Origin of the sequence: Paenibacillus sp. UMB7766-LJ446 (assembly GCF_030226665.1) — a bacterium.
Lineage (GTDB): Bacteria > Bacillota > Bacilli > Paenibacillales > Paenibacillaceae > Paenibacillus > Paenibacillus vandeheii.
Genome location: NZ_JASOYM010000001.1, coordinates 857,610 through 880,127, shown reverse-complemented (window position 1 = coordinate 880,127; position 22,518 = coordinate 857,610). Strand labels below are relative to the sequence as shown.

The 22,518-nt window shown below is 50.0% G+C and carries 19 protein-coding genes and 1 riboswitch; of the genes, 14 read left to right on the top strand and 5 right to left on the bottom strand.

The window, feature by feature from the left end; genetic code table 11:
- Window positions 1–106: 106 nt before the first annotated feature.
- On the bottom strand, window positions 107–1,528 hold the full coding sequence (locus tag QP794_RS04440) for an aminotransferase-like domain-containing protein (protein WP_285075114.1): 1,422 nt from the start codon (window positions 1,526–1,528) through the stop codon (window positions 107–109).
- 120 nt (window positions 1,529–1,648) lie between these two features.
- Between QP794_RS04440 and QP794_RS04435 the strand changes: the two genes are divergently transcribed.
- Window positions 1,649–2,587 (top strand): DMT family transporter, encoded by a 939-nt coding sequence (locus tag QP794_RS04435; RefSeq protein ID WP_285075113.1) that lies wholly within the window; start codon window positions 1,649–1,651, stop codon window positions 2,585–2,587.
- 172 nt (window positions 2,588–2,759) lie between these two features.
- Here the strand turns inward: QP794_RS04435 and QP794_RS04430 are convergent, their stop codons facing one another.
- Both QP794_RS04430 and lplA read right to left on the bottom strand, forming a co-directional pair.
- Window positions 2,760–3,563: a Cof-type HAD-IIB family hydrolase gene (locus QP794_RS04430; RefSeq protein WP_285075112.1), complete on the bottom strand. Its 804-nt coding sequence runs from the start codon at window positions 3,561–3,563 to the stop codon at window positions 2,760–2,762.
- A gap of 239 nt (window positions 3,564–3,802) precedes the next feature.
- Entirely contained in the window at window positions 3,803–4,804 is a 1,002-nt protein-coding gene (lplA, locus tag QP794_RS04425) for a lipoate--protein ligase (RefSeq protein ID WP_024629363.1), read from the bottom strand.
- A 212-nt stretch (window positions 4,805–5,016) separates the two neighbouring features.
- Here lplA and cobD point away from each other — a divergent pair, with 212 nt between their 5' ends.
- The 11 genes from cobD to QP794_RS04370 all read left to right on the top strand — a co-directional run bounded on the left by cobD (window position 5,017) and on the right by QP794_RS04370 (window position 16,240).
- Entirely contained in the window at window positions 5,017–6,165 is a 1,149-nt protein-coding gene (gene cobD / locus QP794_RS04420; RefSeq protein ID WP_285075111.1) for a threonine-phosphate decarboxylase CobD, read from the top strand.
- Window positions 6,146–6,973 (top strand): adenosylcobinamide amidohydrolase, encoded by an 828-nt coding sequence (locus QP794_RS04415; RefSeq protein ID WP_285075110.1) that lies wholly within the window; start codon window positions 6,146–6,148, stop codon window positions 6,971–6,973. The genes cobD and QP794_RS04415 overlap by 20 nt, the downstream gene beginning before the upstream one ends.
- Before the next feature lie 44 nt (window positions 6,974–7,017).
- Window positions 7,018–7,998, top strand: a complete 981-nt coding sequence (gene cbiB / locus QP794_RS04410; protein ID WP_285075218.1) for an adenosylcobinamide-phosphate synthase CbiB — start codon at window positions 7,018–7,020, stop codon at window positions 7,996–7,998.
- Window positions 7,989–8,636 carry a histidine phosphatase family protein gene (locus QP794_RS04405; protein WP_285075109.1) on the top strand — a complete coding sequence of 216 codons (648 nt, stop codon included), beginning with the start codon at window positions 7,989–7,991 and terminating at the stop codon, window positions 8,634–8,636. Before cbiB ends, QP794_RS04405 begins: the two co-directional genes overlap by 10 nt.
- A gap of 154 nt (window positions 8,637–8,790) precedes the next feature.
- A riboswitch (cobalamin riboswitch) is annotated at window positions 8,791–8,939 on the top strand.
- A gap of 207 nt (window positions 8,940–9,146) precedes the next feature.
- The gene (locus tag QP794_RS04400) at window positions 9,147–10,142 is read left to right on the top strand and encodes an ABC transporter substrate-binding protein (RefSeq protein WP_285075108.1); all 996 of its coding nucleotides are present in this window, start codon (window positions 9,147–9,149) and stop codon (window positions 10,140–10,142) included.
- Window positions 10,139–11,185, top strand: a complete 1,047-nt coding sequence (locus QP794_RS04395; RefSeq protein WP_285075107.1) for a FecCD family ABC transporter permease — start codon at window positions 10,139–10,141, stop codon at window positions 11,183–11,185. The genes QP794_RS04400 and QP794_RS04395 overlap by 4 nt, the downstream gene beginning before the upstream one ends.
- A gap of 2 nt (window positions 11,186–11,187) precedes the next feature.
- Complete coding sequence (locus QP794_RS04390; protein ID WP_483311874.1) at window positions 11,188–12,003, top strand: ABC transporter ATP-binding protein; 816 nt, start codon at window positions 11,188–11,190, stop codon at window positions 12,001–12,003.
- 48 nt (window positions 12,004–12,051) lie between these two features.
- On the top strand, window positions 12,052–13,182 hold the full coding sequence (gene cobT, locus QP794_RS04385) for a nicotinate-nucleotide--dimethylbenzimidazole phosphoribosyltransferase (RefSeq protein WP_285075106.1): 1,131 nt from the start codon (window positions 12,052–12,054) through the stop codon (window positions 13,180–13,182).
- Window positions 13,179–13,739, top strand: coding sequence for a bifunctional adenosylcobinamide kinase/adenosylcobinamide-phosphate guanylyltransferase (gene cobU / locus QP794_RS04380; RefSeq protein WP_285075105.1), 561 nt, complete (start codon window positions 13,179–13,181; stop codon window positions 13,737–13,739). The genes cobT and cobU overlap by 4 nt, the downstream gene beginning before the upstream one ends.
- Window positions 13,736–14,626: an adenosylcobinamide-GDP ribazoletransferase gene (cobS, locus tag QP794_RS04375; RefSeq protein WP_285075104.1), complete on the top strand. Its 891-nt coding sequence runs from the start codon at window positions 13,736–13,738 to the stop codon at window positions 14,624–14,626. Before cobU ends, cobS begins: the two co-directional genes overlap by 4 nt.
- 72 nt (window positions 14,627–14,698) lie before the next feature.
- Window positions 14,699–16,240, top strand: a complete 1,542-nt coding sequence (locus QP794_RS04370; RefSeq protein WP_285075216.1) for a cobyric acid synthase — start codon at window positions 14,699–14,701, stop codon at window positions 16,238–16,240.
- Between the two features lie 216 nt (window positions 16,241–16,456).
- Here the strand turns inward: QP794_RS04370 and QP794_RS04365 are convergent, their stop codons facing one another.
- Window positions 16,457–18,157, bottom strand: coding sequence for a methyl-accepting chemotaxis protein (locus QP794_RS04365; RefSeq protein ID WP_285075103.1), 1,701 nt, complete (start codon window positions 18,155–18,157; stop codon window positions 16,457–16,459).
- A gap of 333 nt (window positions 18,158–18,490) precedes the next feature.
- On the opposite strand from QP794_RS04365, the gene QP794_RS04360 reads away from it, so the two are divergent.
- Complete coding sequence (locus QP794_RS04360; RefSeq protein ID WP_024629376.1) at window positions 18,491–19,888, top strand: L-cystine transporter; 1,398 nt, start codon at window positions 18,491–18,493, stop codon at window positions 19,886–19,888.
- A 236-nt stretch (window positions 19,889–20,124) separates the two neighbouring features.
- Entirely contained in the window at window positions 20,125–20,808 is a 684-nt protein-coding gene (locus QP794_RS04355; protein WP_285075102.1) for a queuosine precursor transporter, read from the top strand.
- Window positions 20,809–20,952: 144 nt separating this feature from the next.
- On the opposite strand, the gene QP794_RS04350 is transcribed toward QP794_RS04355, so the two are convergent.
- Window positions 20,953–22,044, bottom strand: coding sequence for a M24 family metallopeptidase (locus QP794_RS04350; protein WP_285075101.1), 1,092 nt, complete (start codon window positions 22,042–22,044; stop codon window positions 20,953–20,955).
- Window positions 22,045–22,518 lie beyond the last annotated feature (474 nt).

The following is a 22,518-nucleotide window of genomic DNA, read 5'->3' as shown; positions in this document are numbered from 1 at the left end:
TATTTAGTGCCTTTCGGGTTTGTTATGTTTAATTTTTTTACTGGTATAGCGAGTATATCTTTTAGCTTTTGGACGACAGGCTGGTGCTGACCTCAGCAACGTGCCATCAGGTATTTTCAGCCAGCGCAACAAGTCTGCTCATGCCTTCCCGGATCTGCTGCTCGTGAGCATAAGAGAAGGAGAGCCGCAATTTTCGACTGGCGTCCGCATCGGAAGGATCGAACACCGTTCCCGGCACAAAAGCAACGGAATGCTCCATGCATCGGTGAAGCAATCGCCCTGTATCCACGCCTTCTGGAAGCTCTGCCCAGATGTTAAGTCCACCTTCGGGGCGAGTCCACGTCCAATTGGTTTGTTGAAGGCACTGTTCCATGACTTCCATCCGTAGCTGAATGGCGGTACGCAGCTTGGACAGGTGCTGGTGCATGCGTGGCGACTGGAAATAACGGAGGAACAGCTTCTGATTCAGCAGAGGTGATCCGTTATCCGTCAGTGCCTTTACAGCCTGTAATCCCGGCATGAACCGGGAACGGCACATAATGGCGGCAATCCGCAGACCCGGCACAACATATTTGCTATAGCTGCGAATATAGAGCGTATGCCCTGTTGTATCGTATGTGAAGATCGGCGCCGGAGGCTTTTCTTTGAAATAAATATCATAAGTGCTGTCGTCTTCCACCAGGAAACATCCGTACTGTTCCGCCAGTTCAGGCAATTGTTTGCGTTGCTCGGTTGGAATATTGATGCCCGTAGGATTCTGGAAGGTCGGCGTCATATAAAATACTCTTGGTTTTTCTTGCTTCATCAGGCGTTCAATCTGTTCCAGATCGTAGCCGTCAGGATGAATATCGGTAAAAATCAACTTTGCACCCTGTTTGCGAAAAATTTCCATCGCCGGCCCATACGTAGGTCTCTCCATGAGTACGCGGTCACCGGGTCTGACGAGACTTCGAGAGATGACATCAATGGCCTGCTGTGCACCGGAAGTAATCAGCACTTCATCGGCTGAGAGATAGAAACGCTCCCTCGTCGTCAGATGGCTTGCCAAGGCAATACGCAGCTCCAGATCTCCCTGAATTGTGGAGTATGTGCCAAGCAGACGGGGATATAGATCCAGTAAATCCCGCATCAGCTCGCCCCAATATCGGTTTGGCAGCAGGGCGGGATCGATCAATGATTTGGAAAATTGGAATTCCGCCTCAAGGGATTGTACGCGGGCAAGTGAATCCCAATGCAGCCAAGCGGATACTGCCGGGTCATCGGCCTGGTCTGTCACGGGAGAAGGGTCAGCAGGACTAACATAATAACCGGACTTATCCTTGACGTATACATTCCCGCGATCTTTTAACTCCTGATAGGCCTTGAAAACAGTGAGGCGATGCACGCCGAGCAGCTCAGACAGGCTCCGCACGGACGGCAGCTTCTCATTTTCTTTCCACTCTCCCGCTTCGATCCGTACAACAAGATAATGTACCACTTGCTCATATAGTTTCAGACTGTTATCTGTCATCAACATGGCTTTGCCCACCCCGCTCACACTCCTTTTGAACTCCATTGTAACAGCAAATGAGAGCTAACTGTTCTATTTTATTCATTCTGTTCTGTAGACGGTGCTATATGATGGAGAACAGATGAAGGAGGGGCTAGCATGGTTGGATTAGCATTTACCGTAATGTGTCTTATTTTTGGAACAACGTTTCTGGCGATTAAAATTGGCGTGGAGGCAGGCATGCCGCCTTTTCTGTCGGCCGGACTACGCTTTATCATTGCAGGTGCTCTAATGTTTGCATGGATGTGGATGAAAGGGAAAGTGAACCTATCATTACTTTGGCGGAAAGAGATGCTTCTGACAGGGGCCGGACTGACGTTCGGAACCTTTGCGACTTTATATTGGGCTGAACAATATGTGAGCTCAGGTGTTGGCGCGATTCTGTCAGCAACAGGTCCGCTGATGATTATGGTAATGCAGACAGCGTTGTTGCGTCAAAAATCGTCTGCACGCATGATTGCGGGCTGTCTGATCGGTTTTGCAGGGGTTATCCTCGTTGTCTTGCCGGGTGTATCCATTGGTGCAAATTCCCTGTGGTTATGGGGCTGTATTGCCGTATTGGTGGGTGAAGTCTGTTACTCGGCGGGTGCATTGTACTCCAAAAAGGTCATTAACCAGTTTAAGGAGGCCAGTCCTGTAGCGATCAATGCGGTGCAGATGATGTACGGAGGACTGCTGTTATCAGGGCTCTCCGTAGTGACGGAATCATGGAGCACAACTGGACTGGATTGGGTGCCAGCGGTATCATCTCTGATCTATCTGACGGTAGTCGGCTCGATGGTTGGTCACAGCTTGTTCTACTGGATCATGTCTCGTACCAACCCGCTGTTTCCAGCAACCTGGTTATACATCTCCCCACCCATTGCGGTTGGTCTTGGGGCGGTTCTCTACAATGAACATGTTAGCTGGATTACGTGGATCGGTGTTGCGCTGATCGTTTCGGGTTTGCTGGCGATGAATGAGAAAGTGATGGGCTGGTTGCAAAAAGGAAAACGCAAAACTCTATTGGGTCAGACTTCCAAATCCATGGTAAAATAGGAAATATATATTTACGCAGGAATGAGGCGAGACATCACATTGAACAGACAGGGACTCGGTGTTGTGTTATTGTTTGCGGGAATTGTGCTCGTATCTTTGAACGACTGAATAGAAAAACAGCCCGGAATCCACAATCTACTGTGGTCTCCGGGCTGTTCTGTCTCTAAAGCATTTACTCTGCGTTCAGCACAAATTTCTCAATAACCTGCTTCACGCCGTCTTCGTTATTGCTCGCGGTGATGTAGTCTGCCAGCTCTTTCAGAGCAGGGATCGCATTGCCCATCGCCACACCTAGCCCCGCAACTTCCAACATTTCATGGTCATTCCAGGAATCGCCGATGGCGATGCATTCGCTCAGATCGCGGCCAAAGTGATCTGCCAGGAACGTAAGGGCATGGCCTTTGGTTCCCTCATGATGCATGATTTCAAGGAAGTATGGCTTGGATTTGGTGATGTGCACTTCAGGTCCGAGCAGTTTGCGCAAGTCAACTGCAACTTCGTCGAGGTAGTCCGGCTCATCAATGATGAGCAGTTTCGGTGTTTTTTGCTCGATCACTTTGATGAAATCCGGTTCGATATGGTACTGCGTACCGTTCAGCTTGGCGTAATCACGCAGCTTGTCGTTTTCTTCACGGGCATATAATTTATCGTCAATGTACGTTTGCAGGTGCAGATTATGCTCCAGGCAGTAGTCGTACAATTTGCGGGAAGCGTCCTGTGGAACGTAGCGCTCATAGAGTACTTTTTCGTCCAGCAAGTTCTTCACCAAAGCACCTTGATACGTAATGATTGGCACGTTCAGTCCTGTCTGACGAGCGAGTGCTTGTGCAGAAGCATAGGCACGTCCAGTTGCCAAAGTTACAACCACACCATGAGCAACCGCTTGTTCCAGGGCGGTCTGTGTTGCGGGCGTTACTTCCTTGTTATCGTTGATCAGGGTATCATCAATGTCAATTGCGATTAATTTGTAGGTCATCTGTGTTTCTCTCCTTTTTATCTGTATCTATACCCGACTTAATCTATATCAGTTCAACTAAACTTTTTACACGAGAACGGAGAGGACAGAAAAAACCTGAAGAAGCGGAGCGTTCGCCTTTATCACCGGATTTTCCCTTTGAAGAAGGGAATCAAAAAAATCTGGGGATAACAGCGATCGGAAGGTTATTCTGTCATCGGAGTGGCAGGTGTAAACTTTCTTGGGTTGAACTTATATACCTACTCCTCCAGGAAAATAAGGCCAATAAAGTCCTCCAGCTCCAGGTTGCCGAAGTAATGTTTTACATCCAGGCCCTCAAGTGCAGTACGTACCTCGGATTCCTCGTAACGCTTACCACGCAGCATGTCTTCGATATCCGCCACATCGCCTACGCCGAAGAAATCACCAAAGATTTTGACATCTTCAATGCGTCCATCTTTGATATTCATGCGCAGATCAATAATGCCGACAGGGAATTTGCGTGTATGCTTCACATTACTCTCCGGTGACAAGCCGTAGTTCCAATCCCAGTTGCTATAACGCTCGGCGGAGATTTCCTTGATCTTGTCCCAATCTTTCTCCGTGAGTTCATATTGAGGAACGTCCTGTGGCTCCATGCGGAAAATGTGACGGAGCAGCTCGTCCCGGAATTGTTCAATGGTCAGATTGCTATCGATCAGATCACGAATGTTGGCAACCCGGCTGCGTACGGATTTGGTGCTCTTGGACTTGAACTTCTCGGGATTCACGTTGAGTGAAGCCTGGACGTGGTCGAGGTTCAGGTTAAACATCAATGTGCCGTGACTGAACATGCGACCGCGCGTGGAGAATTGGGCGTTGCCCGAAATTTTCTTTTCTCCGACTTGCAGATCGTTCCGTCCCGTCAGTTCGGCATTAACGCCAAGCTCTTGCAGGGCTTCCACCACAGGCTGCGTGAATTTGCGGAAGTTGTGGAAGGACTGTCCATCATCCTTGGTAATAAAGCTGAAATTGAGGTTGCCCAGATCGTGATAAACGGCCCCGCCCCCCGAAAGACGACGTACGACTTGAACACCGTTATCCTGAACATACTCAATGTTGATCTCTTCAATGGTATTCTGATGTTTTCCGATAATAATGGACGGGCGATTGATGTAAAACAGCAAGTAGCTGTCATCCATCGGCAGATGCTTCAGGATGTATTCCTCAATGGCGAGGTTTACAGAAGGATCTGTAATGCCCTGGTTATCAACAAACAGCATGGTCATTCCTCCATTAATGTATGTGAGGGACAGAATATCCCTTATGTAGTGATGCTTTACGGAATCGAAATTCCTTCTCTATTGTAAACGAATTGTCGATAGGACACAAAGGAATTACAGCTCGAACGGGCTTGAACAGGCAAAACAGGATTGACCCCTGACTGTCACGACATCCATAATAAAAAGGACATGCAGAAAGGATGACGGATAGAATGACCGGTTTAATTGAAGTTTTCGGACATGGCGGTGATGTGGAGACAGCCGCTGCACGTTTTGGAGGGAATGCTGCGGATTTCCTCGATTTTAGCGCGAACATTAATCCACTGGGTCCACCTCGGGAAGTGTTGGAGGCTCTGGAGCATGGATGGCAGACGGTACTTCGTTACCCCGATCCGGGTCATCGGGCGTTCAAAATGCTGCTCAGTGACCGACTGGGTTTAACCCCGGATCACATATCCGTGGGTAACGGGGCGGCGGAAAGCATGGCTCTAATCCTGCTTGGACTTGCGCCACGTAGAGTAGGCACGGTAGAGCCCGGTTTTTCGGAGTACAGTGCATTATCCAGACAATTTGGAGCAGAGGTCCTTCATGTTCGAGGACGGGAAGAACTGGACTGGCGAGCAGAACCGGAAGATATCGAAAAGCTGATGGAACGGGTGGACTTGCTTTTCCTTGGACAGCCCAACAATCCCAATGGAGTACAGTATCCGGTTGAGGTTCTACAGCGACTTGCGCGTAAAGCGGAGACAATAGGTATAACATTGGTAATAGATGAGGCATTTATGGACTTTATTCCTGAGTCACAGCGGCAATCGCTTGCGCCCAGATTGAAAGAGTACCCCCAAGTGATCATTATTCGCTCGATGACCAAGTTTTACGCGATTCCAGGCTTGCGATTGGGCTATGCGCTGGGTCGTCCCGAGCTGATTCATGACATGACTGAGAAGCAAGTGACCTGGAGTGTGAATGGGCTGGCGCTGATTGCAGGAGAAGCCTGTCTGCACAGTGGGGAGAATTTTGAACAGGAGACCATGGCACTGGTGTCCTGCGAGCGGGAGAGATTAACGACAGGGCTGGAGACTTTGGGATGTAAGGTGACGCGAGGGGAAGCGAACTTTATATTGGCAGCTCTGCCAGAGCCGTGGACAGCGACATCCATGCAGGCTGCTCTCGGTGAACGCGGTATACTGATCCGGAGCTGTGCCATGTATCCGGGACTTGGGGAGCGGCATGTACGCTTTGCAGTCAAGGACGCGGAGGCTAACGGGCGTTTGCTGGAGACAATGGAAAATGTAATGGAGCCTGACACGACAACCGGACTAGAGGCAGGGGGACAGAACGATGGCACTGCCATTCTATAACGCTTATAAGCAATGCACCGATGTACAAACAGACTATAACGAATATAGATCTTCTGTGTGGCCGGGACTAAACATCTCTGTACATGAAAGACATATTAAAGCCTCAAGCCCCTCTGTTGTAAAAGCACTTTCCAGTGCCGTGTATGGGGGCGGTATGATTGAACTGGATCGTATATTCAACATCTATGTGGACAGACATTATCGCTGTGACGATCCACCGCGTGATATTGCCGATCTATTGAGTGAATGGCAAGAGCAACAGGATCAATGCGCCGGACTTCTGACTGCGGTTCAATTGGAGCACACGGCTATCCAGGAATACGAAAGCGAGGAGTTCGGATTACTCTGCTGTACGACAGCAGGGGTATCCAACGCTGCGCGTGCAGGTTCTGCAAGAACCGTGTTTGATGCTGAGGGAAATGAGGTGGGGCATGAGACCATGCCTCCGAAACTTGGGAAAAGCTCAGTTTCAAGCTACACTCCCGGTACGATCAATATCATGTTGTGGATGAACGGGCGAATGACCGCCGGAGCGATGGTGAATGCCATTCAGACTGTGGTAGAAGCAAAGGCCGCTGCGTTAGCTGATTTCGGTGTGGTGGATTCGGAAAATGGGCTGACCGCAACTGGAACAACAACGGATGCTATTGTGCTCGCGGTAAGTCAGACTGAAGAAAATAAACCGCTCGTCAGTTATGCCGGAACGGCTACGGTCATGGGTGCTGCGATCGGCAGGCTGGTGTATGACACGATCACGGAAAGCCTGCAAGCCGCGCAGGAGTGGAAAGAGAGGAATAACGAGCAATGACATCTCTGCTGAATCAAGGGGCTTCCTGGCCGATCTGGACGGGAATGGCCGGAGCCTGGATTATTATAGGGGCATACATACTGGATCGCTTCATCGGAGATCCACGCTGGATTCCTCATCCGGTGATTGGCATGGGCAAGGCCATCTCTGAACTTGAGCGGGCGATAAGGTCGCAGGTGGACTCGAACCGGGCCCTCAGAAGGGCAGGAATTTTATTTCCCATTTTGATTGCAGGGGGAGCTTTTGCAGTGACTTGGGGATGGGTATATGTTCTGGGCCTCATTCATCCTGCCATTGCGGTTGTGGCTGAAGTGGTGTTGATCGCAACCACCATTGCTTCCAAAGGTTTGAAGGATGCAGGCATGGAAGTCTACCGCCATCTAAGTCAACAGGATTGGCCTGCGGCGAGACGTTCACTGGGCATGATTGTAGGGCGTGACACGGCTCATCTGGATGAACCGGAGGTTGTGCGGGGAACGGTAGAGACGGTTGCCGAGAATATCGTGGATGCCATCGTTTCTCCACTGTTTTACGCCCTGATTGGCGGTGCACCGCTTGCCATGGCTTATCGGGCCGTGAATACGCTGGATTCCATGGTGGGTTATAAAAATGAAAAATATCTTCATCTCGGCTGGGCATCTGCCCGTCTGGATGATTGGGCCAACTGGATTCCCGCACGGCTTACCGCCTTGCTGTTGATCATTGGAGCCTGGTTCATGAAACTGGATGCGAGAGGGGCAGCGCGCATGGTATCCCGGGATGCACGGCTGCACCCAAGCCCCAACAGCGGATTTCCCGAGTCAGCAGTGGCCGGAGCGCTGGGCATAAGACTTGGCGGTCATAACGTGTACCACGGAGTGGCTTCATTTCGCGCTTATATGGGCGAGCCGTCACGTCAGATGGAAGCAGAAGATATTGTACGGACAACAAGACTTATGTTTTGGTCAGCAGGTTCTTTTGTTTTATTATGTTGGCTGGTCACCCTAGGGATATGGGCTGCTGGAGGTGCACTGCTATGGATATAGAAGCTGGACAGAGTGGGATACAAAGCCGAGAGATTATGTTGATACGTCATGGTACAACAGCGTGGAATTTGGAAAAAAGATATCTCGGGCATACCGACATCGGTCTGCTGCCAGAAGCAGAGCAGGAACTGGCTCCACTGCGCGAAGAGATCAGCCATGTTACATGGGACGCCCTCTATTGCAGTGATCTGCTGCGTTGCCAGCAGACACTCACACACATTGCACCGTCCCAAGCGGGACAGGCCAAGCTTGATGCCCGTCTAAGGGAGATCGACTTTGGTCAGTGGGAGGGATTGACCTATGATCAGCTCAAGGACAATTCACAGTATCGGGACTGGATCGATGCCCCACAAGAGGTGACGCCCCCGAAGGGCGAGCCATGGAAGGCATTTGCTGCGCGGATTGATTCTTTTCTGGAAGAGAGTCTGTTGTCCTTTTCACCAATACTGCACTCTCGCAGCATAAACGTGCCAAAGGTAGCCGTGATTACGCATGGCGGTGTTATTCGTTATATGGTATCACGTCTCATTCCGCATCAAGGATTCTGGGATACGCAGGTGATACCAGGACAAGCGATAAAGATTCGGCTGGATGGCGATGGGGACAGCTGGTTTGGAACCAGATTGACTTTTCCGTAAATCAGGTTGTAAGGATGTACAATATAACCTATAATCACAACAGAAGTGTGACTTAGCAAATGCATCATCGGATGGAGGCTCAACAAGCTTTGCCAATGATGCAGGATGCTCACTTGAATGGTTAAACAATATTAGCGACCAAGGGTCCCGCGTGCATGCAGCAACGTTTCATGGTTTCTTATCAGACTATGAACAGCAAACGGGTGAAATAGGGAAGCCGGTGTAAATCCGGCACGGTCCCGCCACTGTAAATCAGGATGAATTCCTGTAAGTCAGGTTACCTGCCCTGGACGTACAAGCCGGTGTTCCTTCGAGGAAAGGACAGCGTTTCGGGCAGTTCTCTGTGCATGTACAGCGTTAAGCTGGCATGTGCTGATCGCCACATGCGAGACGTCATCCCTGATCCTGACCAAGGATTGGGGATTTTATTTTTTCGGAACACAAATTCAAGGGAATCGAGACAGGAGCACTACTCCATTAGAGCTGATCGAGAAGGGGAGAACGAACACAATGAATTTCAAGACATGGAAAGGCATGGCGTCACTGCTGAGCGCAGCGATGCTGGCACTGGCTTTGGCCGGATGTGGAACAACAACAACGAATGAGGGTACAGGAACCTCGCAACCTGCACAGGAGCAATCCCAAGGACAGGCACAGACAGATCTCAAAACACAATATCCACTCACGGTTACCGATGCTACGGGTGAATCGTTTACGTTTGACAAAGCACCAGCCAAAATCGTATCCGTATCTCCGGCTGAAACGGAATCCCTGTTCGCCCTGGGATTGGACGAGCAGATCGTTGGAGTATCCGACTATGATGATTATCCGGAAGCGGCAACAGCAAAACCAAAAATGGGCGGTATATCAAAGCCTAACGAAGAGTCGATCATTGCAGCTGAAGCAGACATCGTATTTACAGGCATTTCCATGAGTGAAGACGCTGTGAAGAAACTGCGTGATCTGGGCATCACCATTTTCAAAACAAATCCCAAATCAGTGGATGATGTAATGACCAACATCGAAACATTTGGTAAAATCACGGATCATCAGGAAAAGGCACAGGAGATCATCACCCAGATGAAACAGGATGTGGCTGATGTCACTGAAGCTGTGAAGGCAGTTAAACCGGAAGAGAAGAAAAAAGTATACGTAGAATTCTCCCCAGGCTGGACTGTGGGTAAAGGTGAATTCATGGATGAATTGATCACGCTGGCCGGAGGTATTAACATTGCTTCCGACAAAGAGAGTTGGTATGAAATTAATGAAGAGAACGTTATTGCTTCTAACCCAGATGTGATTCTGTATGCGAATGACGTCATTGATGAAAATTCCAAAACATTGGATCAAATCATCAAAGCCCGCAGTGGCTGGGATCAGATCACGGCTGTGAAAAATGATGCAGTCATCGGTCTGGATGCCAACCTGCTGAGCCGTCCGGGACCACGGGTAACCCAAGGTCTGAAAGAAGTAGCCAAAGCGATCTACCCTGACCTGTTCAAATGAGTAAAAAGCTGGCAGTGTACGGAATGGCCGGAATTGTGCTGCTTGTGTTAACCGTGCTCATCAGCACGGGCATCGGTTCGGTTGCCCTGCCTGTCCGGGACATTGCGGGCATCTTGCTTCATCGCATTCCCTGGCTGGGGGACTGGATTGTTCCTGACTGGAATACAGCAGCAGAACAGATTATATGGAAGGTCAGATTTCCACGTGTACTGCTGGCCGTACTTGTAGGTGCATCACTGGCGATTGCCGGAACGGGATTTCAGGGGGTTCTTCGGAACCCTCTGGCTGATCCGTTTACGCTGGGCGTATCGTCCGGTGCATCGGTGGGTGCGGCTTTTCTGATTTTCTTCGGATTACAGTATTCACTGATTGGAATCTGGACCCTGCCACTGGTCGCATTTCTGACGGGGGTAATCACATTGTGGTTTGTGCTGGCCCTCGCTCGTGAGGGACGCAAAATACCAACACACAGCCTGATTCTGGCTGGGGTGGTCATGCAAAGTTTCCTGGGAGCAGTCGTCTCCTTCCTGTCGACGATGTCGAAACAGACCATCAATGAAATTATATACTGGACGATGGGGAGTCTGTCACTGCGTGGGTGGTCGTATACGGCCATCCTTTTCCCGTATTTTGTGCTGGGACTAATCTTCCTCTGGAGCCGTGCGCGTTCGTTGAATGTGCTTGCCCTGGGGGAACGTCAGGCCGCGCATATCGGGGTTCGGGTTGACGGATTGAAGTTGTCGGTACTTGCTGTGGGTACGCTGCTTACGGCAGGTGCTGTCTCCGTATCGGGCGTAATTGGCTTCGTCGGACTGGTCATTCCGCATATTCTTCGGCTCATTGTGGGACCCGATTATCGATTGCTGGTGCCTTTGTCCGCGATTGGGGGAGCGATCTTTATGGTCTGGGCAGATACGATTGCACGCACATTGCTGGCGCCGACCGAAATTCCACTGGGGGTAGTGACGGCCTTTGTTGGAGCGCCCTTCTTCGCTTATTTGCTGCATCGGAACAAAAAGCTGCGGAAAGGGATGATGCCATGAGTATGTTCGTGAGAACAGACCTTACCGAGAACCGACCGATGATTAAGGTCACAGGAGCTGGTAAAATGTATGGTAACCATCAGGCTCTGCATGAGGTGGATTGGCAAGTCAAAGAGGGGGAGTGGTGGGGCGTTGTTGGCCCAAACGGCAGCGGAAAATCGACTCTCCTTCAGCTACTTGCCGGAACCGAACATCCGAGCGCAGGCAGCATACAGATTGATGGCCGGGATATCTCCTCCTACACCCGTAAAGAATTGTCGCGCATGATTGCGGTCTTGCAGCAGGATGGCCTGCCTGCGATTTCCTATCCTGTAAGGGATGTTGTCGAGATGGGACGTTACCCTTACCAGAACTGGCTCGGAAAAGAAACGTTGGATGGAGCGGCAGTAGTCGATCGGGTGCTGGAGGAGTTGGGTTTAAGTGACATGGCCGAAAGGCCTTTGGATGCCCTTAGTGGAGGACAGCGGCAGCGGGTTGCGCTTGCCAAAGTCATGGCTCAGGAACCACGGCTGTTGTTGCTGGATGAACCAACCACCTTTCTCGATATCAAATATCAATTGCAATTTATGGAGTTATTATCGGCATGGCGTCAAAAAAATCATATTACGATTGTGGCGGTGCTGCATGATCTGAACCTGGCCGCGCAATTTTGCGACCACATTCTGGCACTGCGAGACGGGACATGCGTTGGGAAGGGTACACCCCATTCGTTGATGACGGAAGAGAACATTCGGGAGATCTTCCGGGTGAGTCCAGCGATGGTGAGTCATCCCGACAATGGATTGCCACAGCTGTTGCTGAGGCGGGAGAAGAAGTGAACGAAGCGGGGGTGACCCCGTATTTTTAATAAAGGAAGTGCTGGCTGTATGAATAATGAACAGGTGTTGGAACAGTTACTAGGTCGGATCGTGGGTCCTAATGAAGAAGTGGCGGCGGAAGCCTCCGCACATGTGGATGCATTGACGAAGCCACCCGGCAGTCTGGGCAAGCTGGAACAGCTGGTTATTCGTCTTGCGGGAATCACGGGCAAGGCACGTCCTTGCTTTGATCGCAGAGCTGTTATCGTTATGGCTGCGGATCATGGGGTGGTTGAAGAAGGGATTAGTGCTTTTCCTGCTGAGGTGACTCCACAGATGGTCCTGAATTTCCTGGCGGGGGGTGCGGCTGTCAATGTCCTAGCTCGCCACGCTGGAGCTGATGTAATCTGTGTGGATATTGGGGTGAATGCCGATCTGGAACATCCGAACCTGATTTCCCGCAAGGTCCGCAAAGGCACAGCCAACATGGCAAAGGGTGCTGCAATGACCCGGGACGAAGCGATTCAGGCCATTCTTGCAGGGGCCGAAGTGGTCGCGAACGAGGTGGCTAAGGGGACGCAGTTATTTGTCACCGGAGAGATGGGCATCGGCAATACAACCTCTAGTGCGGCAGTGATGTGTGCGATAACGGGAGCAGCTCCTACTTCAGCAGTGGGTCGGGGAACAGGCGTGGATGATGCCGGTTTGCAGCGCAAAGCCGCAGTGGTCAGCCAGGCTCTTAGCGTGAATGCTCCGAATGCAGACGATGCACTTGATGTGCTGTACAAAGTAGGCGGACTGGAGATTGCCGGACTGACAGGTGTGATTCTCGCTGCTGCTGCCAACGGATGCCCCGTTGTCGTGGATGGATTTATCTCCACCGCTGCGGCGTTGATTGCAAGGCAGCTTGCTCCGGTGAGTACAGAATATATGATTGCTTCCCACACATCGCATGAAAGTGGACATGCAGCGTTGCTGCGTGAGCTTGGCCTGAAACCGATGCTGGATCTGGACATGCGTCTGGGTGAAGGCACCGGAGGCGTGCTCAGTCTTCATCTGATTGATGCCTCATGCCGTATTCTCAGCGAGATGGCGACATTTGCGAGTGCTGGTGTGTCGGATGGCACGACGGAGACTCAACCTAATGACGCTTCATCCGCTTCTGCTGATTCATCCGTTCCAGGAGAGGAATCCCCATGAGTGTACTCGTGACGGGCGGGGCTCGGAGTGGCAAAAGCTCGTTTGCAGAGCGTCTCTGTATGCAGCGTTCCTCCGAGGCCTGGTATGTGGCTACGGCTCAGGCTTATGATGACGAAATGCGCGAGCGTATACGTCTGCATCAGAATCAGCGGGATGAAGCAGGATATCTGTGGCATACGGTGGAGGAACCGCTGGAATTGCCTGAATTAATTACACGAATGGGAGAGTCACATACAGGAAACTCTGCACCGACCATTCTGGTGGATTGTCTGACACTTTGGTTGACCAATGTGCTGTTAGCGCATGAACATGAGCCTGTGCAGGTATTGTACGATCATATGGACGAGCTGGTAGCTGCCATTCAGTTGTATCCTGGTCTGCTCGTGCTTGTTACCAACGAAGTGGGCGATGGCATTGTACCAGAGTATGCGCTGGGCAGAAGATATCGGGATTTGGCGGGCATTCTCAATCAACGGATTGCCGCGATTTGCCGTGAAGTGTTTCTGGTGACTGTGGGCATTCCGATTGAGCTGAAAAGCAAGGAGTACCGTTTATGAGTAAAGGCGATTTGGAACAAAAACATGCGGCCGCGGCCGCTTTTCAATTTCTGTCCCGATTCCCGGTGAAATTGCAGATTGATTTCGTCCCGCCATTATTGCGGGAGAGTGTAGTGTATTACCCGCTGGTTGGCGCGGTCATTGGATTGTGCGTCTGGTTAGGCGGAGCCCTGACAGGTGCGCTGCTTCCATCATTTCCGGCGGCGGTATTAACTTTGACGCTATGGGTATGGCTAACCGGAGGTCTTCATCTGGATGGGTGGATGGATACGGCAGATGGTCTGCTCAGTTATCGCACCCGTGAACGAATGCTGGAAATTATGAAAGACAGTCGTGTAGGGGCCATGGGCGTGATCGCCTGTGTGCTTCTGTTAATGATGAAAGCAGCTTTGATTGCTGATTTTATCGCGCGTGGGAATTGGGCCTATGGAGCTTTGCTCATCCTGCCGCTGATCTGGAGCCGTTGGTTCATGGTGTATGCCATGGCGGTCTGGCCGAGTGCCCGGAAGGACGATGGGCTTGCTGTCCTGTTCAAGGGGCTGGGAGAGCGGAGGGAAGTCCAGCGTGCACGCAGCTCTGCGGTAGGACTTACCATTCTGGCAGGTGTGATTACGTTGGCAGCTGTATGGATCTTCCAGCCGGATACAGCCATGTTCCAGGTCCTTGCGACAGAGAATGGACTGGGGACATTACCATGGTGGCTATATCCCGTTGCAGCGATCATTGCGGTCCCACTGGCTGGCTATGTGATTGGCAAATTCGTTGCCGGGCGTATCAGTGAACGGTTGGGCGGACTTACAGGTGACACGTATGGGGCAATGAATGAGTTGCTGGAAGCCGCCCTGCTAACGGTACTTAGTCTGTTCCAGGGATTCTTTTTGATATAACGCGAAGAGCTGAGGTGAGGGAACGTGGAAGATACGTCTGTACAAACCTCCGAACAAAAAGCGGCAGTATTAATGCTGCAAGGGACGGCATCGGATGTGGGGAAAAGCGTAATTACGACGGCGCTATGCCGAATATTCAAGCAGGACGGATTCAGGCCAGCCCCGTTCAAATCACAGAACATGGCGCTGAATTCCTATGTCACGGAAGACGGAAAGGAAATCGGAAGAGCCCAGGGGGCGCAGGCTGAGGCGTGCGGCATTGAAGCGACGACGGACATGAATCCGATTCTGATCAAGCCGGTTCGGGATATGCATTCCCAGATTGTCGTACACGGTGTACCGCTTGCGCAGATGAGTGCGTGGGATTACCGGCAGCATTTTCTACCTGAAGCCAAGGCGACGGTCATGGATGCGTTGAATCGGCTGCGCACGACGTACGATATCGTGCTGATGGAAGGTGCGGGCAGTCCTGCGGAGATTAATCTGAAGGATCGGGACATCGTTAACATGAATCTGGCGGGCTGGGCAGATGCTCCGGTTATTCTGATCTCGGATATTGATCGTGGCGGGGTCTTTGCTTCCATTGTAGGTACACTGGAGCTGCTTGAGCCGCATGAGGCTCAGCGTGTAAAAGGATTCATCATCAACAAGTTTCGAGGAGACCTGTCCTTACTGCAGCCTGGATTGGACTGGCTTGAGGAACGGACAGGCATTCCCGTATTGGGCGTGCTGCCTTACATAAGTGATATTCAGATTGAAGCGGAAGATTCCGTGGTGCTGGACTCCATGCGACACGGCAAATCCGGTGAGCAGGAGCTGGACCTTGCGGTCATTCGTTATCCGCGTATTTCCAACTTTACCGACTTTGACGCCCTTTCCAGGGAACCGGATGTGAATGTGCGTTACGTGACTTCTCCCGATGATTTGGGGCAACCCGATGCCATTCTGCTTCCGGGTACAAAGGATACGATTGGAGATCTGGCATTTCTGCGTGCCTCAGGACTGGAGCAAGCGATCGCCAGCCAGACGGAGCGTGAACATGTTCAACTGATCGGGATATGTGGTGGATATCAAATGCTCGGTCAGCATCTCAAAGATCCGTTTGCTGTGGAAGCGAATCAGATTCAGGAAGCCAATGGTTTGGGATGGCTGCCCCTGACGACAACATTTCTACAGAACAAACAAACGGTAAGAGCCTCGGGGCATGTACATGGTTTTCATCCAATTCGTTTGCCCAAGGAGAGCGAAGCAGCAAGCTCATTGCCCATCAATGGATACGAGATTCATATGGGCGTTACCGAGTGTCTTGAGCCTGAACGTGTAACTGCCTTGTTCGAAATCGCCCATTCAGGGGGCCAACCCTTCATTGAAGGCTGGGGCACTGTGGATGGTAAGGTGTGGGGAACGTACCTGCATGGTTTATTTGAAAGTGATCAATTCCGGCGTTCGTGGCTCAATGGTCTTCGCGAAGACAAAGGACTTGCTCCGCTGCTGCAGACGTACAGCGCACGTGAACGCAAGGAAATGGAGTTTGACCGTGTTGCCGAGTCGTTACGGTCTTCACTGGATATGCAGCGGGTGTACGAGATTATGGGCGTGCAGGCACCCGTGTAAAAGTCTTAACAAACGTAGCCCAAGTTTAATTACTTGGCGAAGAGTTACCCATTGGAGTTAAGCATCTGCATTGGAGCAACTATTATAGTCAAAAAAATACCCCCATGTGAGGCAATCGTTCTCTGAAACCTGAACGCTGCTGAGCATGGGGGTATTTGTATAGCCTGTAGTAAAGTGTGATTCGAATAGGGGAATAATGGGTTAAAGGTATTCCGGCTAGTTTATTTTGAAGTTTTTCATGGCGGACTGCAGTTCTACCGCTTGCTCATGCAGATGACGTACGGTATTGGAATGGGAGTCCATCTCATTCAGTTGGAGATCCGCTGTAGAAGCAATCTGCTGCATACTTTGACGGGACTTGGACGTAATCTGAGCGGTTTCTTCCACGGAAGCACTGACTTCTTCAGCTCCAGCAGATACTTGCTGGGTAGAGGCCGATACCGTCTGAATCGTCAGATTGACGTTCTGAATTAATTCGTTAAGCTGCTGGAACGCGGAGCCTGCCTGTTGAACCACGTGAGTACCTGATCCAATCTCTTGGGTTACACGGTTCATGGCATCAACCGAACGTTCGGCGTCTTCACGGATGGTACCCAGGTAATCAGAAATTTCCTCTGTAGCTGTCTTGGATTGTTCCGCCAGCTTACGTACTTCCCCAGCAACGACGGCGAATCCGCGTCCATGCTCCCCTGCACGTGCTGCTTCAATGGAAGCGTTGAGGGACAGCATGTTAATCTGTCTGGTGATCTCAAAAATGGATTCAACAATGGTGCCTATGGCGATCGAGCGCTCGTTCATCGTTTCTACATAACGCAGTGATTCACTCGCGGTCTGGCCAACACGTTCCATTTGCTGAACGGCATCCTGTGCCAGTCGGTTACCGTTAACAGCTTCATTTGCAGCATCTCCGATCTGCTCGGATACTTCGGCAGAGGAAGAGGCAATATGCATAATGCCTTGCGTGATTTCTTCCATAGCTCTTGCATTTTCGGCTGCGCTGGAAGCGATGCTTACGCTGCCTTTTTCGGCGCTTTCCGCAGAACGGCTGGAGTCTTTCACCATACCGGACATGGATTCTACCCGTTTGAGCAAATCATTGGAGCCTTCCACAACTTCATTGGAGGTCGTGAGTGCGCGGCTGATCATTTCTTTCAAATTATGGGTCATCGTCTGGAAGCTTAGAGCAAGCTGTGCAATTTCATCCTTGCCTTTAATCTGAATTTCGGCAGTCAGATCACCTTCTGATATCTGCTTGCTATGCTGAACAAGCTGAATGATCGGTTTGGTTACTCGCTTGATCATGCTTGTGGAGATAAGCCAGCCAAGCAGGAAGACCAGGGCGGTAATTCCGAGGCATAACCAGAAGATCTGGGCAATTTTGTCCTGAATGAACTGGGCATCCATACTTACGCCCATGATCATGTTACTTCCTGCGATCGGAATAAAGGCCCCTTTATGTACACCGAAGGAATCGACATAAACGTTGCTGATTTCCATTTCTTTTTTCTCAATGGCCGCATTCATTGCTGCTTCTGCTTTAATCTCATCTCCGGCTTTCATGCCTGAGGAGGTATTCGCGATCACAACGGTAGCTTTGCCATCCTGTATAGCTACGACGTAGGCCGCGTCCAGATTATGCTCTTTTGCTTTATCAGCCAAGTAGGATTCAACGGTCATTGCTGCACCATCGGAACCTGCGCCGCCACTTTGAACCTGTAAAATTTTAGAAGCTGATGTGTTCTTGTATATATCCTGAATCGACGTGTTCAGGACCTTGTCGAACTGTGGAAGCACGTAGCTTTGCATAATATTCATAGAGACAGCATAGAAACTAATACTGAACAACAGGGAAGCAACCAGCAGTACGAGGAACAACGTGCCTCTGATTTTACCAGCAACGGTGCGATTTCGAAACATATAATCATCCTTTCACGTCATGTTCATTAACATTGTCGCTTTTCCGTTATCGTAAGACTAATTACCAACGAAAAAAGGCCTAATTTTCACGTTGAGAAAACTTGGGAATAAGCGGATATACCTATATTACAAAATTAACCTGAGGTTGAATACAACAATTTTCGCGATTTGGTAGTTTTTTTTCAGAAATAGATGAATTGATTACATACATATTACATAATATCAATTAATACCTACCAGAATAGTTTGTTATGTGATATATTGTTGAATATCGCTTTTGAGCGAGTAGAAAACCGGGAATCCGGTTACTCACACTGAGGAGGATTTATACAAATGAATACCTTTTTAATCATTTTGAACGTAGTGGTTATGCTCGCTCTTCTAGGTGTCCTGTTCTGGATGCAGAAGAAACATATTTCCTTTACGAAGCGTGTATTTGCGGGTCTGGGCATCGGGGTCGTCTACGGCGTCATTCTGCAACTGCTCTACACATCTGATTCTGACATCATTACCAAGTCGGTCGATTGGTTTAATCTGGCCGGTTCAGGATATGTTCGTTTGTTACAAATGGTCGTGATTCCATTAATTATGGTTTCCATCATTTCGGCTATCATGAATCTGAAAGGCAAGCAGAATCTCGGTAAAATGAGCCTTTCGATTATCGCCATCCTGCTTATCACGACGGCGATTGCCGCAAGCGTGAGTATTGTGACGAGCTTGAGCTTCAACCTGAAGTCCATTGAGATTGAGGGTGGAGACAGAGAGCTCGCTCAGGGGCAGAAGATGGAGGAACGTCTCGTTGATGTGAAGGATCAGACGATTCCACAGCAAGTACTGGAGTTCATTCCGTCGAATCCGTTCGCGGATATGACCGGAGAACGTCGTACATCCACGCTGGCTGTTGTTATTTTCTCAGCCTTTATCGGTGTGGCCGTACTCGGACTGGATCGCAAAAAACCACAGCAGGCGGAAACGTTCCGCGGCATGGTCAATGCGGTATATGCGGTGGTTATGCGAATCGTAACGCTGGTGCTCAGGCTGACGCCATACGGGATTCTGGCGCTGATTACGAAGGTAACCGCCACAACGAACCCGGATGAGATACTGAAGCTGATCAAATTCGTCATTGCTTCCTACGTGGCGTTGATCGTGATGTTCATCATCCACCTGATTATTATCTCACTGTTCGGCTTCAATCCAATTACGTATGTGAAAAAGGTTCTGCCAACGCTGATCTTTGCCTTCACATCCCGTTCAAGTGCGGCAGCGATTCCGCTTAACGTGGAGACACAAACGAAGAGACTGGGCGTATCGGACGGGATTGCGAACCTGTCGGCAAGCTTCGGGGCTACTATTGGTCAAAACGGCTGCGCCGGGATCTATCCGGCCATGCTGGCGGTCATGATTGCTCCTACTGTCGGGATCGACCCGATGAGCTGGGATTTCATCATTACGCTGATCCTGGTAGTCGTAATCAGTTCCTTCGGCGTAGCCGGTGTAGGCGGCGGGGCAACCTTCGCTTCCCTGATCGTATTGTCCACGATGAACCTGCCGGTAGCTTTGGCAGGATTGCTGATCTCGGTTGAGCCGCTGATCGACATGGGTCGTACGGCGTTGAACGTAAACGATTCGATGACCGCAGGTCTCGTATCCAGCAAAATTTTGAAAGAAAACGATCAGGATACATTTAATGATCAAAGCCGTGATCTGGACTCCGCCGTTCAGGTGTAATTTGTCCAGACTCACTGCTCACCTCTGGCAGGTGGATGTATAAATACCCAAGCCTGATCAGCCGTCCTCCGAGTTAACCCGGAGGGCGGTTTTTTACATTCGAGAGTAAGCTGGAGTTATTTAGTGCTGTTCAACTGTTGGGAAATGTGATAGAGTATTCATGTTTTGGCCCGGAGCCAAACCGCGGTTCGTAACCATCCCGCGTAATCAAAACTAGGAAGGCAGTGTATGTACTTATGTTTAACTTAGGGTGGGGAGCGGTATTCGTTCTCGTTACTTATGGATTTTTCCTTTTGTGTTACCGCTTGTTCGGTAAAAAGGGTCTTTATGCCTGGATCGGTGTGGCAACAGTCATTGCCAACATACAGGTGACCAAAACGATAGATATTATGGGTATCGTTCTGACACTGGGTAATACAATGTATGTCAGTATGTATCTGACCAGTGATCTGCTCAATGAGAAGTATGGACCAGGTGAGGCGCGTAAAGCCGTATGGTTTGGGTTCTTCACATTGATCATGACGACAGTGCTGATGCAGATGGTATTATTCTTTGATCCGGCGTCTACGGACTTTGCACAGGAGTCGATGAAAACTCTGTTTGGTATGCTGCCACGTCTTGCACTCGGAAGTCTCTCAGCCTATTTCATCAGTCAGTTTCTGGATGTGCGACTGTACACTTGGCTGCGTAAGGTGGCACCAGGGCGCAATCAGTTGTGGATACGCACCAACGGAAGCTCCATTATCAGTTCGTTTGTGGATACGCTGGTATTCTGTACAATCGCATTTGCATTCATCTACTCATGGGATGTCTGGCTTGAGATTTTCCTGACGACGTACGTGATCAAATTTGTATTGACCGCGGTAGGAACGCCGTTTCTATATGCTGCACGAAGCTTTAAATTCAAGGATGAAGCTTAGACTCGTCGTTAAGTTCGTCCGCAGAATACTGAATCAAAACACAAAAGTCCCGCAAAGCCATGCATTCATGGTTTCGCGGGACTTTTGGTTACAGTACCTATTTTCTTTAAAATGAAAACGAAAGTGATATGATCCCAATAAGGATTAGTCCGTCAGAATTTGCAGCTCTTTTGGATAAGTTGTCAGCACTTCGACGCCATTTTCGGTCACAAGTACATCATCCTCGATACGCACACCGCCTGCGCCAGTGACATAAATGCCCGGCTCAATCGTAAATACCGTACCTTCCTCCAGAATGTCCATGTTCTGACCATGCAGTGAAGGATACTCATGTACGTCAATCCCCATTCCATGTCCGACTCTGTGCAGGAAGCGCTCGCCATATCCGGCTTCTTCCGTAACCTGACGCGCCGCACGGTCAATATCCGCACAGGTGACGCCTGGCTTCACAGCACGAATGGCAGCTTCATTTGCTGCGAGCACGGTATTATAGATGGTTTGGAGTTCAGGTGAAATGTCACCAAAGGCAAATGTGCGCGTAATATCCGATGCATACCCGCCAGCGTAGACACCCATATCAAACATCAACAGATCCCCGTGTTGGAGCTTGCGATCCCCCGGCGTGCCGTGCGGCAAGCCTGTTTTGGGTCCAGTAAGAACCATGGTATCAAAGGAAGGACCGTCTGCACCCAGCTTCTTCATCTGATATTCCATCTCGGCAACCAGTTCAATTTCGGTTACGCCTGTACGAACGTGGGACAGACCCTGGCGAAGCGTCTCTTCGATCAGATGAATGGCGTGGCGAATACGTGCCACTTCATCCGGTGTTTTTTTCACACGCAAGGTGCGAAGCAGAGGGCCGACATCTTCAAAGTTGGCTGCGCCCAGCGCGGCGGTCAACTGTTCGTAACGTGCGACCGTCACGTATTCTTTTTCGAGTCCCACGCGGCCCAGACGTCCCTGATAACGCTCAAATAAAGCATAAGGATTGTCCGTGTCTGAATGCGTGGCAATGTTGGATACCGAAGAAGCTGCTGCTGCGGCTTCCTCGTCGAGTGCGGGCACGATCAGCAGTGGTTCTTCACCGCGTGCGAGAACAAGCCCCAGGAAACGTTCATGCGGATTGCTTGCAAAACCGGTTAAATAGTAAATATGTTTTGGATCCGTGATCAGCATAGCGTCCAATCCTTGCGTAGACAAACCAGCTTCCAGCCGGGATAAAGGAGTTTGATTCATGAGTGTATACGTCCACCTTTCAGTTCGTTCTATATAAATGAACTAAAGAATATTTACACTTGCCACTCCGATGACAGAACAACCTTCCGATCGCTGTTATCCCCAGATTTTTTGGATTGTCTTTGTCAAAGGGTAAAATCCGGGGATAAAGGCGAAGCGTATGCTTCCGATGCAGCTTTCTTTCAGAAAGCTTTTAGCTGCGTTTCCTCAGGTTATTTCTGTCCTCTCCGTTCTCGTGTAAATGTTTAGTTCAATTTATATATCTTCTTTCTATTATAGAAGAATGTCGGGGAAATCCAAATGGAGGCAGGAATGATGACCGAAAATTAGCTTTAACTACCCGTTTGAGGGACAGGTGGGGAGGGTAATACAGGGCGAAACCGCGTAGATTTGCTAATTTGCTTACTTAGATTTATTTACTCGTTTACTTACGTTGGAAATGGACGGTCCTTGAAACTAGGATTGCACGATATA